The sequence below is a fragment of the Pseudomonas sp. TS_SC_3 genome, from assembly GCF_056156225.1.
This window is the reverse complement of the sequence record NZ_CM149586.1, coordinates 3,665,287-3,682,454: the sequence shown is the minus strand read 5'-3', so window position 1 is coordinate 3,682,454 and position 17,168 is coordinate 3,665,287. Positions and strand designations below refer to the sequence as shown.

At 61.0% G+C, this 17,168-nt stretch carries 15 protein-coding genes; 5 read left to right on the top strand and 10 right to left on the bottom strand.

The window, feature by feature from the left end; translation table 11 throughout:
• Window positions 1–105 precede the first annotated feature (105 nt).
• Window positions 106–2,673, bottom strand: coding sequence for a TRAP transporter permease (locus tag AC0J6G_RS17315; RefSeq protein WP_475249843.1), 2,568 nt, complete (start codon window positions 2,671–2,673; stop codon window positions 106–108).
• 142 nt (window positions 2,674–2,815) lie between these two features.
• The gene (locus tag AC0J6G_RS17310) at window positions 2,816–3,787 is read right to left on the bottom strand and encodes a TAXI family TRAP transporter solute-binding subunit (protein ID WP_475249841.1); all 972 of its coding nucleotides are present in this window, start codon (window positions 3,785–3,787) and stop codon (window positions 2,816–2,818) included.
• A 383-nt stretch (window positions 3,788–4,170) separates the two neighbouring features.
• On the opposite strand from AC0J6G_RS17310, the gene AC0J6G_RS17305 reads away from it, so the two are divergent.
• A complete protein-coding gene (locus AC0J6G_RS17305; RefSeq protein WP_475249839.1) occupies window positions 4,171–4,518 on the top strand; it encodes a VOC family protein in 348 nt (115 codons plus the stop codon).
• Window positions 4,519–4,528: 10 nt separating this feature from the next.
• The gene (locus AC0J6G_RS17300) at window positions 4,529–5,542 is read left to right on the top strand and encodes a DUF5924 family protein (RefSeq protein ID WP_475249837.1); all 1,014 of its coding nucleotides are present in this window, start codon (window positions 4,529–4,531) and stop codon (window positions 5,540–5,542) included.
• Window positions 5,543–5,582: 40 nt separating this feature from the next.
• Here the strand turns inward: AC0J6G_RS17300 and AC0J6G_RS17295 are convergent, their stop codons facing one another.
• From AC0J6G_RS17295 to AC0J6G_RS17275, 5 genes are all read right to left on the bottom strand, one after another.
• Window positions 5,583–6,812, bottom strand: a complete 1,230-nt coding sequence (locus AC0J6G_RS17295) for a nucleoside recognition domain-containing protein (RefSeq protein ID WP_475249835.1) — start codon at window positions 6,810–6,812, stop codon at window positions 5,583–5,585.
• A 200-nt stretch (window positions 6,813–7,012) separates the two neighbouring features.
• Entirely contained in the window at window positions 7,013–7,471 is a 459-nt protein-coding gene (locus tag AC0J6G_RS17290) for an inhibitor of vertebrate lysozyme family protein (protein WP_475249833.1), read from the bottom strand.
• Between the two features lie 10 nt (window positions 7,472–7,481).
• On the bottom strand, window positions 7,482–7,646 hold the full coding sequence (locus AC0J6G_RS17285; RefSeq protein WP_475249831.1) for a DUF1328 domain-containing protein: 165 nt from the start codon (window positions 7,644–7,646) through the stop codon (window positions 7,482–7,484).
• Between the two features lie 78 nt (window positions 7,647–7,724).
• Window positions 7,725–8,159 (bottom strand): ferritin-like domain-containing protein, encoded by a 435-nt coding sequence (locus AC0J6G_RS17280; RefSeq protein WP_475249830.1) that lies wholly within the window; start codon window positions 8,157–8,159, stop codon window positions 7,725–7,727.
• Window positions 8,160–8,240: 81 nt separating this feature from the next.
• A complete protein-coding gene (locus AC0J6G_RS17275; RefSeq protein WP_475249828.1) occupies window positions 8,241–9,077 on the bottom strand; it encodes a BON domain-containing protein in 837 nt (278 codons plus the stop codon).
• Between the two features lie 231 nt (window positions 9,078–9,308).
• On the opposite strand from AC0J6G_RS17275, the gene algB reads away from it, so the two are divergent.
• A complete protein-coding gene (gene algB, locus AC0J6G_RS17270; protein ID WP_475249826.1) occupies window positions 9,309–10,661 on the top strand; it encodes a sigma-54-dependent response regulator transcription factor AlgB in 1,353 nt (450 codons plus the stop codon).
• Window positions 10,658–12,433, top strand: a complete 1,776-nt coding sequence (locus AC0J6G_RS17265) for a KinB sensor domain-containing domain (RefSeq protein WP_475249824.1) — start codon at window positions 10,658–10,660, stop codon at window positions 12,431–12,433. Before algB ends, AC0J6G_RS17265 begins: the two co-directional genes overlap by 4 nt.
• Window positions 12,434–12,493: 60 nt before the next feature.
• On the opposite strand, the gene AC0J6G_RS17260 is transcribed toward AC0J6G_RS17265, so the two are convergent.
• From AC0J6G_RS17260 to AC0J6G_RS17250, 3 genes are all read right to left on the bottom strand, one after another.
• Window positions 12,494–13,981 (bottom strand): nucleobase:cation symporter-2 family protein, encoded by a 1,488-nt coding sequence (locus AC0J6G_RS17260; protein ID WP_475249822.1) that lies wholly within the window; start codon window positions 13,979–13,981, stop codon window positions 12,494–12,496.
• 206 nt (window positions 13,982–14,187) lie between these two features.
• Complete coding sequence (locus tag AC0J6G_RS17255) at window positions 14,188–14,973, bottom strand: N-acetylmuramoyl-L-alanine amidase (RefSeq protein WP_475249820.1); 786 nt, start codon at window positions 14,971–14,973, stop codon at window positions 14,188–14,190.
• Window positions 14,970–15,563, bottom strand: coding sequence for a MarC family protein (locus tag AC0J6G_RS17250; protein WP_475249818.1), 594 nt, complete (start codon window positions 15,561–15,563; stop codon window positions 14,970–14,972). Before AC0J6G_RS17250 ends, AC0J6G_RS17255 begins: the two co-directional genes overlap by 4 nt.
• A 175-nt stretch (window positions 15,564–15,738) precedes the next feature.
• Between AC0J6G_RS17250 and AC0J6G_RS17245 the strand changes: the two genes are divergently transcribed.
• Window positions 15,739–17,157 (top strand): DASH family cryptochrome, encoded by a 1,419-nt coding sequence (locus AC0J6G_RS17245; protein ID WP_475249816.1) that lies wholly within the window; start codon window positions 15,739–15,741, stop codon window positions 17,155–17,157.
• The last annotated feature ends 11 nt before the right edge of the window (window positions 17,158–17,168 follow it).

Below are 17,168 nucleotides of genomic sequence, written 5' to 3'. Positions count from 1 at the left end.
TAATTAATAACTGCAGATGAATGGCCCACCCGCTGAGCGTTATAAAACAAACCGCTGAAACTACAAAGGCAGCCGAGGCTGCCTTTGTAGGACGAGGTTAGCGCATCACGCTGGCGCGTTACCTAAGGCTGAGCGGCGCCGACGCTGCAACCAGACCACCAGGGCGAACAGCAGGAAGCCCGGAATCCACATTAACTCCTTGGTCCAGCGATCCGTTGGTGCGCGCACCTTGAGGATTTCCTGATCGAACTCCAGGCCCGCTTCGGCCGCCGGGCTGCCGAAGGTGACGCTGTCGACCAGCACCTTACCGCCCTCTTCATAGGTCAGCAGGCCGAGCTTCTCCAGGCGCTCTTCACCCGTGGCGCCCTCCGGCACAGGCAGCAACAGGCTGAATTCGCGGGCATCGCCCACGGCATCTTCACCTTTGATGCGCAGACGCAGCTGGCTGCCATCGGCCACATCACCCAGGGCCTGAGTCAGTTGCGCCGGCGGGATGTCACGGTAAGGGTCGTGCACCATGTCCATCCAGAAGCCCGGCCGGAACAAGGTGAAGGCCACCAGTAACAGCAATACGTTTTCATACCAGCGGCTGCGCACCAGGAAGTAGCCCTGGCTGCCGGCGGCGAAAATCAGCATGGCCGCGGTGGCGATGATAAAGATCAGCACGCCGTGCCAGAAATCCACGTCGATCAGCAACAGGTCGGTATTGAAGATAAACAGGAACGGCAACACCGCCGTGCGCAGGCTGTAGTAGAACGCTTGAATCCCAGTCTTGATCGGGTCGCCCTTGGACACTGCTGCAGCGGCAAACGAGGCCAGGCCCACCGGCGGCGTGACGTCGGCCATGATGCCGAAGTAGAAGACGAACAGGTGCACGGCAATCAGCGGCACAATCAGGCCGTTCTGCTGGCCGAGGGTGACGATCACCGGTACCAGCAGGCTGGACACCACGATGTAGTTGGCGGTGGTCGGCAGGCCCATGCCCAGCACCAGGCTGAAGATCGCCGTCAGCACCAGCATCAGCAGCAGGTTGCCCATCGACAGCAGCTCAACCAGATCAGCCAGCACCAGGCCAACCCCGGTTTGCGACACCGCGCCGACGATGATGCCCGCCGCTGCGGTGGCAATACCGATGCCGATCATGTTGCGCGCGCCGGCAATCAGGCCTTCACGCAGGTCGATCACGCCGTCCATAAACGAGCCGTGGGCATGCGTGCCATCGGTGCGCAGCCAGGTCAGCAATGGGCGCTGGGTGAGCAGGATGATCACCAGCATCACGCTGCCCCAGAAAGCCGACAGGCCCGGAGACAGGCGCTCAATCATCAGGCACCAGACCAGCACCACCACCGGCAGCAGAAAGTGCAAACCGGAAAGCAGCACGGCGCGGGTTTGCGGCAATTTGTCGAGCGGCGCGTCCGGGTCTTCTTCGGGCAGCACCGGTACGCTGGCGGCAATTTTCAGCAGGCCCAGGTAGACCAGCGCCAACAGCGCGCCGATACCTGGCAAGGCGTATTCACCCAGCGCCGGCTTGAGCCAGCCGAGGCCGTAATACACCGCCAGCGACAAGCCGCTGATCAGCGCCGCACCAAAGGCGAAGCCGGTCAGGCGACGCAACCAAGGCTTGGGCTGATGCCCGCCCACCGGCTGCAGGCCGAGCTTGAGGGATTCTAGGTGGACGATATACAGCAGGGCGATATAGGAAATCGCGGCCGGCAGGAAGGCGTGCTTGATGATCTCGACATAGGGCATGCCGATGTACTCGACCATCAGAAAGGCCGCCGCACCCATCACCGGCGGCATGATCTGGCCATTCACCGACGACGCCACTTCCACCGCGCCGGCCTTCTCGGCCGAGAAGCCGGTGCGCTTCATCATGGGGATGGTGAAGGTGCCGGTGGTCACCACGTTGGCAATCGACGAGCCGGAAATCAGACCGGTCAAACCAGAAGCCACCACGGCCGCCTTGGCCGGGCCACCACGGAAGTGGCCGAGCATGCTGAAGGCCAGCTGAATAAAGTAATGCCCTGCGCCCGCGCGTTCGAGCAGCGCGCCGAACAGCACGAAGAGAAACACGAAGCTGGTGGATACGCCGAGGGCGATGCCGAACACCCCTTCGGTGGTGATCCACTGGTGGTTGGCCATCGCATTGAAGCTGACCCCACGGTGCGCCAGCAGCCCGGGCATATACGGCCCGGCCAGGCTGTAGATAAGAAACAGCAAGGCAATAATCGCCAGCGGCGGGCCAAGGGCGCGGCGCGTGGCTTCCAGCAACAACGGAATGCCGATACAAGCGGTAACCAAGTCAGCCGTGGTCAGGCTGCCCGGACGCAAAGCCAGCTGCTGGTAGAAGATAAACAGGTAGGCGGCGCTGGCGGCAGCGACCAGGCCCAGGGCGACATCCAGCAGCGGCACGCGATCGCGCGGCGACTTGCGAAAGGCTGGGTAAGCGAGAAACGCCAACAGCAGGGCAAACGCCAGGTGGATAGCGCGGGTTTCGGTGTCGTTGAACACGCCAATGCCGAACACAAACGGCAGCGGCGAGGCGATCCACAGTTGAAACAGCGACCAGAGCAGGGCCAGGCCGGTGATCACCTGCGCCATGGCCCCCAGCGGGGTGCGCGCACCGACATCCTGGGCGATCAGTTCTTCGGTGGACAGTTGCTTGTCATGCATGGGTTGAGCCTGCATTCGAGAGTACGGAAAACGGCAAAACCCGCAGCCTTGCAGCTGCGGGTTTGCTTATCTAAAGACGCTAGCCTGTTTCCAGGCCGTAAGCCGTCTAAACCTGTTTACGATCTCGCGATCGTCAGCAGGCTTACAGCCAGCCGCGCTCTTTGTAGTAACGCACGGCACCTTCGTGCAGCGGTGCGCTGAGGCCGACTTTGATCATGTCTTCTTCTTTCAGGTCAGCAAATGCAGGGTGCAGACGCTTGAAGCGATCAATGTTGTCGAACACCGACTTAACCAGCTGGTAAACCACTTCTGGGCTGGCTTTAGCCGAGGTGGACAGCACCGCTTTGCCCCCGATCGATGGGGTTGGCGCGTCGTTGCCCTTGTACACGCCGCCGGGAATATCGGCCTTGGTGTAGTAGCTCTTCTCCGCCAGCAGCTTGTCGATTTCAGCACCGGTCACTGGCACCAGTACGGCGTCGGTGGTGGTGGTCGCTTCCTGGATCGCGCCATTCGGATGGCCGACGAAGTAGGTCATCGCGTCGATGTTGTTGTCGCCCAGGGCAGATGCTTGCTCAGCGGGCTTCAACTCGGCAGCCAGGGAGAAGGCGGAGCGATCCCAGCCCTTAACCTGCATGATCTCTTCGAGGGTATCGCGCTGACCGGAACCTGGGTTGCCGATGTTGACGCGCTTGCCTTTGAGGTCATCGAAGCTGGCGATCTTGGCATCACGGCGGGCGAGGATGGTGAACACCTCACTCTGCAGCGAGAACACCGCACGGATGTCCTCCATGGCGCCTTCTTTCTCGAACGGTGCCACGCCTTTCATCGCTTTGAACTGGTGATCCGACTGCATGATGCCGAAATTGAATTCGCCACTGCGGATGCCGTTAACGTTGGCCACACCGCCGCCGCTGGCTGGGGCGTTGCACTTAATGTTGTGTTCGGTCGCACCGCGATTGAGGAAGCGGCAGATCGATTGACCGGCAACGTAATAAACGCCGGTTTGACCACCGGTGCCGATGGTGACGAATTTCTCTTCGGCCTGTACGGCGCTGCTCAGGGTAATACCTGCGAGTGCAGCCGACAGGGCCCATGTCAGGGATTTACCTTTCATGGGAGTTCTCCTTTTCTGTTTGTTTTTGGACCCGTACGCCCCTTTTGAGTGCGCCCGGGAGAACAAGAGTCTAACCGCTCAGGCCCAGGTTGCACGACGTAATACCGAACAACCCCACTAACCCGCGTATTTATGACCCACCACACCCGCTTGGATACCTGCTTGGGTGCCGCCAACATTAATTGCACGCATGCCGGACGGCGGATAATGACCGAGGCCGAGTGGACAATCACCTGTTTTTATCCGCGGCACGCTATCGGGCGAAGGCGGTGATACACGAACAAGGCCGGCCAAAGCGCGTTGCCAGCGGCGACAGATGCTTGCGCCCTGGCCAGCTGGGCGCGTTATGCTCTGCGCCCCGCCACTCGCCCAAGTATGCCGCCATGAGCCAAGCCGAACAGAACCTGCGTATCGATTACATCGAATTCGCCGCCGTCGACCTGCCGGCGCTCAAGCAGTTTTATCAACAGGTGTTTGGCTGGCGCTTTACCGACTATGGCCCGCACTACAGCAGCTTTACCGACGGGCGCCTAACGGGCGGCTTTACCACCGACAGCGCAGTGGGTGCCGGCCCGCTGGTGGTGATTTACGCCACGGATCTGGAAGGGGTGTGCGCTCACGTGGCGGCGGCGGGCGGGCAGATCACCCAGGAAATCTTCAGCTTCCCCGGCGGGCGACGCTTCGCGTTCAGCGACCCGAGCGGCAATCGGCTGGCCGTGTGGTCGGAGTAATCGCGTTCTTATGCCCGTCTTAAAACAACAGATGTTCAAGCTGATTGCGCTGGTCCAGCGTCACCCCGGCATGGTCGCGATTTTTGGCTTTGCCTCTGGGCTGGCGAGCTTTCTGCTGGTCGAGCGGCAGGCCGAACTGGCACAGGTATTGGCGCTGGTGATGCTGGTCAGCTGGCTGTGGCTGATTTTGGAAAACGTCCTGCGTGAGAGCATCGCTAAACGCTTCGGCTTCGAGTTGCCGCCACCCTTGCTGCGCTACGCGACGCAGATGATCCACCAAGAGAGCCTGTTCTTCGTCCTGCCGTTCTTCTTTATCACCACCACGTGGGACAGCGGCCAGTTGTTATTCAGCGGCCTGTTGGCGGCGGCGGCATTGGTCTCGATTATCGACCCGCTGTACTACCGCTGGCTGGCACCGAAACGCTGGCTGTTTCTGGCCTATCACACCCTGACGCTGTTCGCCGTGCTGCTCACGGCGCTGCCGATCATCTTCAAACTGACCACCCCGCAGAGCTATCAACTGGCGCTGGCGGCGGCGGTTATCCTGTCCTTTCCCTCGCTGTTCGCGATTATCACCGTGCAGCGCTGGTGGCGTGGGCTGCTGCTGGTCGGCCTGACCCTGGCCCTCGGCGCAGGCGGTTGGTTGGTGCGAACCTGGGTGCCGCCCGCCACCCTGTGGCTGACCGAGGAAGCGGTAACCCGTGAATTCGACAACGCAAACCGCACGCCGGGCGCGCGTATCAAGGAGTTGAGCGTGGCGCAACTGCGCAGCGAGGGCCTGTATGCCTACACCGCGATCAGTGCGCCGCGGGGGCTGAATGAGCGGATTTATCACGTTTGGCGGCGCGACGGCGGCGAAGTCGAACGCATCGCCCTGAACATCCACGGTGGCCGCAAAGAAGGCTACCGCGCCTGGACCCACAAACAGAACTTCCCCGCCGACGCCGTAGGCCGCTGGCAGGTGCAGGTGCTGACTGAAGCCGGGCAGATGATTGGTGTGCTGCGCTTTAAGGTGGTGGAGTAACCACGGCTAAACCAATCCGGGCTAAACGGTTGTACTGGCTTTAGCCGAAGAACCAGTAGCACACCAGGATAGCCGCCACCACGCCGGCAAACTCCGCCAGCAGCGCGCAACCCACAGCATGGCGTACGCGCTGGATACCCACCGCGCCGAAGTACACCGCCAGTACGTAAAAGGTGGTTTCCGTGCTGCCTTGCACCGTGGCGGCGACTAACGCCGCAAAGCTGTCGACGCCCTGAGTTTGCATGGTTTCAATCAACATGGCCCGCGCCGCACTGCCGGAAAACGGCTTAACCATGGCCGTGGGCAGGGCCTCGACAAAGCGCGTGTCCCAGCCAATCACCTCGACCAACCAGCGAATGCCGTCGAGGCCAAACTCCAAGGCGCCAGAAGCGCGCAGCACGCCAATCGCGCAGAGCATCGCCACCAGGTAAGGCAGCAGGCTCTTGGCCACGTCGAAACCTTCTTTGGCGCCTTCAACAAACTCCTCGTACACCGCCACCTTTTTCAGCGCGCCCATCAACACAAACAGCATGATGATGCCGAACAGGGTGAGGTTGCCCGCCAGCGACGAAAGGGCTGCAAGCGCGGTGGCCGACATGGTCGCCAGCAGCGCCATAAACGCGCCCAAAGCCAGCGCGCCCGGCACAAGGTATGCCAGCACCACCGGGTCCCATAGGCGCAGGCGCTGCATCAGCGCCACCGACAGCAGGCCGACCAGGGTTGAGGCGCTGGTGGCCAGCAAAATCGGCAGAAACACTAGAGTCGGGTCGGGCGCACCTTGCTGGGCGCGGTACATAAAAATGGTCACCGGCAGCAGGGTCAGCGACGAGGCGTTAAGAACCAGAAACAGGATCTGCGCATTACTCGCCGTGGTGCTGCTGGGGTTGAGGGTTTGCAGGGCGCGCATGGCCTTGAGGCCAATCGGCGTGGCGGCGTTGTCCAGACCCAGGCCGTTGGCGGCGAAGTTCATGGTGATCAGGCCGAGGGCCGGATGGCCACGCGGCACTTGCGGCATCAGCCGCGCAAACAGCGGACCGAGCAGGCGCGCCAGGGCATCAACCAGGCCGGCTTTTTCCGCGATACGCAGCAGACCGAGCCAGAGGGTCAGGGTGCCGAACAGCAGCACCATAACCTCGACCGACAGCTTGGCCATGGCAAACAGGCTTTCGACCATGGCAGCGAATACCGCCGGGTCATCGCCGAGTAACCAGCGTGACAGGCCGGCAATCGCCGCCACCACGAAAAACCCTAGCCACAAGCCGTTGAGCATGCTGTCTCTCCCCCAATTAGTTGGCGCGATGATAGCGCGGCTTATACAAAGGAGGTGGAGAGAGTCTTTTTACGAGCTTGCGAGCTAGAGTCCTGCAAGGCAAAAACAGGCGAGGAAGCGGAGTGTACTGTTGTACATGAGCATTCCGAGCCTGTTTTTAACGCAGCAGGGCCGACGCGCAGCAGATCGTAAAGAGACTCTTAGTACCAGTTCGGGTCACTTCTCAGCTGCTCTTGCAGCAGCTGCTGAGTCGCTTCACCCGGTTCGCCGAGCCAGCGCAAGGTCGCGTGCTGGCTGGGTGCTTTGTCCGTCGGCAGGCCGTCGGGCAGTTGCACATAGAGGGCGTAGGCATCTTCTTTATCCCAACTGAAGGCGACGTAGAGGCGCTGGTTGAAGCAGTTGTCTTGTTCGCATAGCTGGCCAACCAGGTACTTGTCACCGTCGTCGTCCAAGCCCTGCATGGGGCTGGCGATGCCGCTGAGGTTCATGATCCAGTCCGGCAAACGGCTTTCGTCTTCCACTAACGCCTGCCAGGTTTGCTGGTAGGCCGGGTCACTGGAAAGCAGCTCATTGAGGCGGAATTGGCCATCAGTATCCGCAGCCAAAGCCGCCGCACTGCCGCCCAGCAACAGAGCGGCAAGCAGCGTCTTGATGGTCATGACAACTCCTTTATCCACGTGGACGACGGCCCATGATGAACGACACAACAAACAGCACCAGAAAGACCAAGAACAGGATTTTGGCGATCCCGGTGGCGGTGCCGGCGATACCACCAAAGCCCAGAACAGCGGCGATGATGGCAATGATCAGAAAGGTAATGGCCCAACTCAGCATGGTGATACTCCTTATCGGCTCAAGGGTGCGCCACAGCGCAGGAAAACCCAGTGTGGCCTACGCCACACTGGAACAGGTTCAGCGCATGGACTGTTTCAGGGTGCGCATGCGGTCATGGTTGGCACGCACTTTCGGCATTTCGGCCACCAGCAGTGCTTTTGTCGCTGGATCGGCGCTTTCCAATGCATCTTCAAAGGCATGCAGGATGCGGTCTTCGGCTTCTTCCAGCTGCGCCACGTAAGTGGCCTCGGTATCGCTGACGAGGTTGGCCTTGGTGTCGGCGTAAACCTGGCGCAGTTTGCCGACGAAAGTACCGCCACTGGCGGGCACGTCCTGATTGGCGGCCACTTTTACCGCGAGCGCACGGATCAGCTCAGATTTGCTCTGCGACATGTCGCGAAATAGCACCTGCAGGCGCACGTCTTTCACTTCGTCGTGGGCATGCTCGTAAAAGCGCTGACCGTCACGGGTGATCTCGATCAGCTCATTGAGTTGCTTGGTGGTGTCAGTCATGGTGGATCTCCTGTGGTGTAGTGGCTGCCCAAGCAGCCGCAAACAACAGGCAGCGCCCGCGAGGGCCGCTGCCCGGATGGGTTAGCTGCCGATGCGCAGTGCGTCGGCGTCAACGCCGCGCACGCCACGGATATTGCGCGCGGTTTCAACCGCCAATTGCTTCTCGGCGTTGCTCAGCACGGTGCCGCTGAGGCTGACCATGCCCTTCTGGGTGTCGACTGAAATATCCAGGCCGTCGAGGTTACGGCTGTAGAGAAAGCTGGATTTCACCTTGCTGGTGATCCACGCATCGCTGATCACTGCAGCGGTGTCGTCAGCGGCGTTTTGCGCCTTGGCCGCAGTGCTGTCGGTGGCGCTGACACTCAGCTGGTTGTTCACCGCACGCACGCCGTCGGTGTTAGCGGCCAGGCGACCGGCCAGCTCTTTGGCCTCGGCGGTCTGCGCGCTGCCGATCAGGCTGACTTTGCCGTTCACCGCGTTGACGTTGATGTCCAGCCCTTCAGTGTTGCTGTTCCACAGCAGCTTGGATTTCACGGTGGCGACCAGGGTCGCGTCGTCAAAACGCTGCGACAGGGTTGGCTCGGTGCTGGCTTTGGCTTCAAAAGTCGGGTCGAGGGTCAGCTGGTTGTCGACTTTTTTCACGCCGTCGATACCCAGCGCAATCTGCTCGGCCAGGTCACGCTCAACAGCGGTTTCCACTTTGCCGGTGAGCGTGGCGGTGCCGTTCGCCACATCGACATCGATAGGGAACGGGTTGAGGTGGCGATTAAGGGCTATGGCAGTCCAGATCGAGCCCTCCTGGCGTGCTTCGCTGAGCGCACGGCTGGTATCGCCCTCGGCCGCATAGGCGGTGAAAGGCGTCAGGCCAATCATGCCCGCGGTGGCAATGGCCAGGGTCAGCGTCTTCAACTTATGCATGGCAGCTCCTCCAATGGATAACAATCAGGCAGCCGTTTGTCGCCGCCGTTACTGCTAGTTCGCAAGCGCCATGCCAGCTTTTTAAATCAGAACAACCTCATAAATATCAATGACTTAAATAAACTCATCAAACAGCCCCTACATGCAGCCTGCATGATCAACGCGGAACGGCCGTGCAACTTGCACGACCGCGCATGGACTAAGCCTGTGCACTTAGCAAAGGAGAAGGACATGCACGCAAGCACAGATGAACACAGCCTTGGACGTATTCTGCTGGTCGATGACGAGCCGGCCATACTGCGCACCTTCCGCTATTGCCTAGAAGATCAGGGCTATCAGGTGAGCACCGCCAACAGCGCCGCCCAGGCGGACGCTCTGCTGCTGCGCCAGGTTTTCGACCTGTGTTTCCTCGACCTGCGCCTGGGCGAAGACGACGGCCTGGAGGTACTCGCCCAGCTGCGCCTGCAAGCGCCCTGGATGCGCGTGGTGATCGTCACCGCGCACTCGGCGGTAGACACCGCCGTGGACGCCATCCAAGCCGGGGCAGCGGATTATCTGGTCAAACCCTGCAGCCCCGAGCAGCTGCGTCTGGCCGCCGCCAAACAGCTGGAAGCACGCCAGTTGATCGAGCGCCTGGAGCGCCTCGAAGGCTATGTGCGCAAGCCTGGCGACGGTCTGGACTCACAGAGCCCAGCCTTGATGGCGGTGCTGCAGACAGCCAAACAGGTGGCCGACACCGATGCCAATATCCTTATTCTGGGTGAATCCGGCACCGGCAAGGGCGAACTGGCGCAGGCCATTCACCGCTGGAGCAAACGCACCAAAAAATCCTGCATCACCATTAACTGCCCGTCGCTGACAGCCGAGCTGATGGAAAGCGAGCTGTTCGGGCATAACCGCGGAGCCTTTACCGGCGCCAGTGAAAGCACCCTGGGGCGGGTCAACCAGGCCGATGGCGGCAGCCTGTTCCTCGATGAAATCGGTGACTTCCCGCTGGCCCTGCAGCCCAAACTGCTGCGGTTTATCCAAGACAAAGAGTACGAGCGCATCGGCGATCCGCTGACCCGAAAGGCGGATGTGCGCATCCTCGCGGCCACCAACCTCAACCTGGATGAAATGGTCCAGCACGGGCGTTTTCGCGAAGACCTGTTGTACCGCCTCAACGTCATCACCCTGACCTTGCCGCCGCTGCGCGAGCGCCGTGAAGATATCCTCGATTTGGCCGAGCGCTTTTTGGCGCGCTTCGTCGTCGAGTATGCGCGGCCCGCACGCAACTTCAGCGAGGAAGCGCGCGAGGCGCTGCTGACTTACGCCTGGCCGGGCAATATTCGCGAGCTGCGCAACGTCATCGAGCGCGCCAGCATCATCTGCAGCGAGGCACTGGTGCAGGTCAGCCACCTGGGCTTTAACGCCCAAGCCAGCCCCTGCGCGCCGCAGATCGGCGACTCGCTAAGCCTGGAAGCCTTGGAGAGGGCCCATATCAGCGCGGTGATGGCCAACAGCGAAAGCCTCGACCAAGCGGCAAAAACCCTCGGCATTGATGCCTCAACCCTGTACCGCAAGCGCAAGCAGCTCAGCCTGTGAAGCTGCGTAGCCGGCTGTTTATCAGCAGCAGCGCCTTGCTGACCGTGGCCATCGTCGGGTTGCTGCTGGGCATGTTCAGCGTGCTGCAGCTGACCCAGGTACAAAACCAGGCGATGACTCGCAATTTGCAGATCATCGATGCCAGCCTGGGCCTGCGTCAGGAGCTGGGCAAACAGGTGATTCTGCTGCTCGCCGAAGACCTCGACCGCGACGCCCTGAAAGCCTCCGATCAGCAGTTCCAACGCTGGCTGCAGCGGGCGACGGAAAGTGCCACCGACGACAGCGACCGCCAGGCGATTGCCGAGATTGAGCGCGCCTACGGCAACTTCGATAACCTGCTGGCCAAACCGCTGACGGTGCGCCGCGAGCTGCTCAGCAATGACAGCTTCGGCCGCGCCATCGAAGCGTTACGTGACCGCATCAACGCGGTACAGACGCGCTATGTCAACGCCGTCGAGGTTGAAGAAACCCGCGCACGGGAACGCGCCTGGCTGATCGCAGGCTTGCTCGGGCTGATTTGCATGGCGGTGCTGGTCATTGGGTTTGTCACCGCGCACAGCATTGCCCAACGCTTCGGCCGGCCTATCGAGGCGCTGGCGCGCGCCGCGGATCAGATCGGCCAGGGTGATTTCCAGGTCACCCTGCCGCTGACCCCGGTGGCGGAAATGTCCGCCCTGAGCCAGCGCTTCGGCCTGATGGCCGAGGCCCTGCGTGAGTTCAAGAACAGTGACGTTGAAGCCCTGCAGGCCGAGCAGCAACGCTTGCAGGCGGTGCTCGACAGCATCGACGACGGCTTGCTGATCTTCGATTGCGCCGGCCGGGTCGAGCACATCAATCCAGTGGCGCAGCGCCAACTGGGCTGGGGCGATGCCCAGCTTGGGCAGAAACTGGACGTAGCCCTGCAGCGGCCCGACCTGGCCGAACAACTGCACAAGGTGCTGCAAGGCGAAAGCCTGGACGAGCTGCTGGATGACGTGCAGACCGAGGTCGACGGTGAGCAGCGTGTGCTGGCCTACAGCCTGTCCGGCGTTCACCACAGTGAGGGGCGGTTTATGTGCGCGGTGATGGTGCTGCGCGATGTCACCGAGCAGCGTGCCTTTGAGCGCGTGCGCAGCGAGTTCGTGCTGCGCGCCTCGCATGAACTGCGCACCCCGGTCACCGGCATGCTGATGGCGTTTTCGCTGCTGCAAGAGCGCCTGCAGTTTGCCGACGAGTCGCGCGAGAACGACCTGCTCACCACCGTGAATGAGGAAATGCACCGCCTGCTGCGGCTGATCAACGACTTGCTGAATTTCTCGCGCTACCAGAACGGTCTACAAACGCTGGAGTTGTCCAGCTGTGCGCTGGAACCGCTGCTGCTGCAAACCCAACAGCGCTTTAGCGCGCAGGCGGCAGAGCTGCAGATAGACCTGACGTGCGAGGTACACAGCACATTGCCGGATATTCAAATCGACCCGCTGCAAATTGAACGGGTGCTCGACAACCTGATCGGCAATGCCCTGCGTCACAGCCACCCTGGCGGGCATATCCGCCTGCAGGCGCGGCAGCAGGATGAACGGGTGGTGCTGAGCGTGGCGGATAACGGCGAAGGCATTCCCTATCGCCAACAGGCTCGGATTTTTGAACCCTTCGTGCAGGTCAGCCGCAAGAAAGGCGGCGCCGGTCTGGGCCTGGCCCTGTGCAAGGAGATTGTGCAGCTGCACGGCGGGCAGATTGGTGTGCATTCACGCGCCGGCCAGGGTGCGCACTTTTACGTGGCGCTACCGATGTAGGCGCGCTAAAGCACAATCGGCTCAGCCGCGGACGCCGCGACTGAGCCGGGTAATGCCCGCTTAGTGCGCCGCCGAGGCGTCCTTGATCAGCGGTACTTCTTTGCCATCGGCATCGAACAGCTTGCCGCCTTTGAAGTAATCACCGTCGTTCAGCGCAGCAACATCTTGGTAGCACAGGGTGCGCTCATGGCCGGCGACAAATACGGACTGTTGATCCGAGTTGCCCGTCTTGAAGTGGTTAAACATCAAGTTGAGCAGAATCGCCATGATCGCGGCCGAGCTGATGCCCGAATGGAAGATGGTTTCGAACCAAGCCGGGAAGTGGTGATAGAAGCTCGGTGCCGCGATTGGGATCATGCCGAAACCGATCGAGGTGGCAACGATGATCAGGTTCATGTTGTTGCGGTAATCAACCTTGGACAGGGTGCGGATGCCGCTGGCTGCCACGGTACCGAACAGTACAACGCCCGCGCCGCCCAGTACCGAGGTCGGCACTGCAGCCACCAGACGGCCCATGATCGGCAGCAGACCCAGGGTCACCAGAATCAACCCCGCCGACGCCACCACATAACGGCTCTTGACCCCAGTCACAGCCACCAGGCCGACGTTCTGGGCAAAGGCGCTTTGGGTGAAGGAGCCGAAGATGGGCGCGAATACGCTTGAGATCATGTCGGCACGCAGGCCATCACCCAGACGCTTGGAATCGACCTTGGTCTCGATGATGTCGCCCACCGCCAAGATGTCCGCCGAGGTTTCCACCAGGGTCACGATGATCACGATCACCATGGAAATGATCGCAGCGATGTGGAAGGTCGGCATACCGAAGTGGAACGGCGACGGGAAGGCAAAGATCGGCCCTTCAGTCACGCGGGAGAAGTCCGCCATGCCCAATGCCACGGCCACCAGAGTGCCGATGATCATGGCCAGCAGGATCGACAAACGCGAGATGCTCGCACTGCCCAACTTGCTCAGCACCAGTACCGTAACCAGCGTCAGCGCGGCCAGGCCGATGTTGGCCATGCTGCCGAAGTCAGCGGCCTGGCTGTTGCCGCCCATCGCCCAGCGTGCGGCGACCGGCATCAGCGTCAAGCCGATGATGGTGATAACGATGCCGTTCACCAGCGGGGGAAAGAACTTGGTAATTCGTGAGAACACCGGGGTGATTAAAAACCCGATAATCGAGGCACCAATAACCGCACCGAATACCGCCTGTAGCCCGCCCTCACCGCCGCTGCCGAGGATCGCGACCATGGTCGCCACACCGGCAAAGGACACCCCTTGTACCAAGGGTAACTGTGAGCCGAAGAACGGTAGGCCGAGGGTTTGTAGCAAGGTCGCCAAACCGCCGGCAAACAGCGAGGCCGCAATCAGTAGGCCGATATCTGCCGCCGACAGGCCAGCCGCTTGGCCGATGATCAGAGGCACCGCGACGATGCCGCCATACATGGTCAGCACGTGCTGTAAGCCATAGGCGAAGTTGGCACCGATACCGAGGTTTTCGTCTTCAGGGCGCTGCGTAGGAGACGGCGTAACAGGTGAAGTCGTCATGCTGAGGTTCTCGCTGTTGTTCTTGTTCGCCTAATGTAGACAAATAGAAAACCTCTTGGCTACAACTTTGTATACATAATTGTAAAAAGCAGCCTCAGCGGAAGTGCCATTAGGCGAACAGTCGAGAGCCTTATATGCATACATAAAAAAACGCCGAGGCGTTCGCAGCCTCGGCGTTTTCAACAACCTACGCGCTCACATGGGGTTTAGCGCTGTGCTGCCATCGTGGCCAACACCACCAACAGCGCCGCCGTTTGCGCATCCGGCTCGCCGTCATAACGCGACGGGCGGTATTTCATTTGCAGGGCGGCGATGACGTTACGCGTGGCACGGTCCAGCTCGCCATGCGTGGGCACTGCATAGCCCTGACGCGCCAGTTGCTCCTGGAACCACCGCACGCTCGGCAGGCTGGTAGTAAACAGCGCTTGTTGGCGCGCCACCGCAGCCGCGTCCGGCCAGGGCATCAGGCCGGCATCGGCAAGCCGCTGCCAGGGAAACAGCGGGCCTGGGTCAACCTTGCGCTGCGGGGCAATATCGCTGTGCGCAATGATGCTGCCGGGGGGAAGCTGATGGCGCTGCATGATGTCTTTGAGCAGCACGATCAACGCATCGATCTGCGCCGGGGCAAAAGGCTGCCACTGGCGACCGGAAGGGGTGTCATAAAAGCCCGGGTTGACCAGCTCAATGCCAATCGTCGTGCTATTAAGCCAGGTACGCCCCTGCCACTGACTGACCCCCGCATGCCAGGCGCGACGGTTCTCATCCACCAAACGGTAAATGGTCGCCGGGGCCTCGCCAATCAGGTAATGGCTGCTCACGTCACCTTCGGTCAATAGTTGCAGCGAGCGCGCCAGATCCGCAGAGGTGTAGTGCAGCACGATGTACTGCACGCGGCTATTTTGCCCCGTGGCCGTGTAGCGATCATCGATCCGTGGGCCGCTGCTGCAGCCGGCGAGCAACAGGACTAAAACCGTTAAAAAGAGCGCTTTCATGGGCTGATATGCAACACGCTTTGCAGGTTATCCAGCAGCATGTCGACGCTGAGCATGATCAACAACATGCCCATCAGTCGCTCCACTGCCGTTAACCCGCGAGGTCCGAGGAAACGCTGCAGGAACGAGGCCTGCAGCAATATAAAGGCGGTCGCCGCCCAGGCCAGTAGCACCGCCACATAAAGTTCCCAAAGCGGCCCTTCATGGGTGTTGCGCAGGGTCATCAAGACCGCGAGGGCGGAAGGCCCCGCCACTGCCGGAGTGGCCAGCGGCACTAACATCGGCTCGCCGTCTGGCACATCACCGAGCACGCCTTGTGGACCGGGGAAAATCAGGCGCATGGCGATCACGAACAGAATAATACCGCCGGCAATCGCCGTGGCTTCACGCGACAGGCCCAGAGCGCTGAGCACTTTGTCACCAAACGTGAGGAACAACAGCAACAGTGCCAGGGCAAACAACAGTTCACGCGCTGCAATCCATAAACGGCGTTTGGCCGGTACGTTCTTTAATGCTGCAATAAAGATGGCGATGTTGCCGAAGGGGTCGGTGACCAGAAAGATCAACGCGGCGATGCCGAAAATATCCATGACTACTCCTAAACAGGTCGGCAGAGTTTAGTGCCTCCGGCGGCAGAAAACGCCTCTGATCGGCCAGAGCAACCGAGCGGCGCGATTGCATGGGCACACTGCACCTGACACTGCTAGACTGAAATTGTACATTGAATGCATCATGTACAACTTTTGCATGCCTTGGAGGTGTTGAATGCGCGCGTTGCTGTGGTTCAAACAGGATCTTCGTCTTGATGACCATCCCGCGCTGCAAGCGGGCCTAGCCGCTGAATGCCTGCTGCCGGTGTATGTGCTGGACCCCGCGCAGCTCCAGCTCAACGAATTCGGCATGCGCCGCATGGGCGTACACCGTGTGCGCTTTTTGCTGGAAAGCCTGATCGCGCTGGAAGGCGAACTGCGCCAGCGCGGCTCACACCTGCTGGTCATCGTGGGCAACGCGGAGCAGGCCATTACGCAACTGGTGGCGCAGTTCAATCTGGATTGCGTGCTGACGCTGGAAGAAATTGCCCCCGACGAACGCGCCCAAGTAGCCCGCGTCGCCCAGCACCTTGGTCACATTCCGCTGCAGCAAGCACCCGCCAATAACCTGCTGCGCAGCGAAGAATTGCCGTTCACCCTGAATCAGTTACCCCATGTGTTTAGCCGCTTCCGCAACCTGATTGAAGAACGTGTGCAGGTATTCCAACCGCACCACGCACCGGAGCGCCTGCCCGTTCTGCCGGAGGGTGCGCTGGCCTTGATGCAACCGCTGCCAACGCTGTCGCAGTTGGGCCTGGGTGAACCGCTCAGCGTACCGGCCAGTGCCTTCCCCTTCTCGGGCGGTGAGCCCGCTGCGCTGGGCCGGCTGCGTGACTACCTGTGGAAAACCCAGAACGTGCGGCAGTACAAAGACACCCGCAACGGCATGATCGGCAGCGAGTATTCATCGAAGTTTTCACCTTGGCTGGCCAACGGCAGCCTCTCTGCACGCCGAGTCGTCGCCGAACTGCGCAGGCACGAGGCGCAGTACAAACGCAACGACTCCACCTATTGGCTTTGGGTCGAAATACTCTGGCGAGATTTCTTCCGCTGGACGCTGCGGCGCCACGGTAGCGCGCTCTTCAAAGCCGACGGCCTGAAAGTCACCGAACGCGCGCCCCGGCAACTGGATCAGCGCTTTGAGGACTGGTCACGCGGGCGAACCGGCATGCCGCTGATCGACGCCAACATGCGTGAGCTGGCGGCAACAGGGTTTATCTCCAATCGCGGCCGGCAAGTCGTCGCCAGCTACCTGATCAATGACCTGCAACAGGATTGGCGACATGGCGCGGCCTGGTTCGAAGAACATTTAATCGATTACGACCCCGCCAGTAACTGGGGCAACTGGGCCTACCTGGCCGGTGTCGGCAATGACCCACGGCAAAACCGGGTATTCAATGCGCTGCGCCAAGCCCGTGAATACGACCCCGACGCGCAGTACGTGAGCCTTTGGCTACCGGAGCTGCGCGATGTGCCACAAGGGCTGCGGCATACACCATTCCTGCTGGCCGGCGGACACTTGCGCACGCTCGGTTACCCGAAACTGGGCAGCATCCCGGAAAGCTGGAAGCCCTACCTGCATGCCGTGGCCTGAGCCAGGGGTAA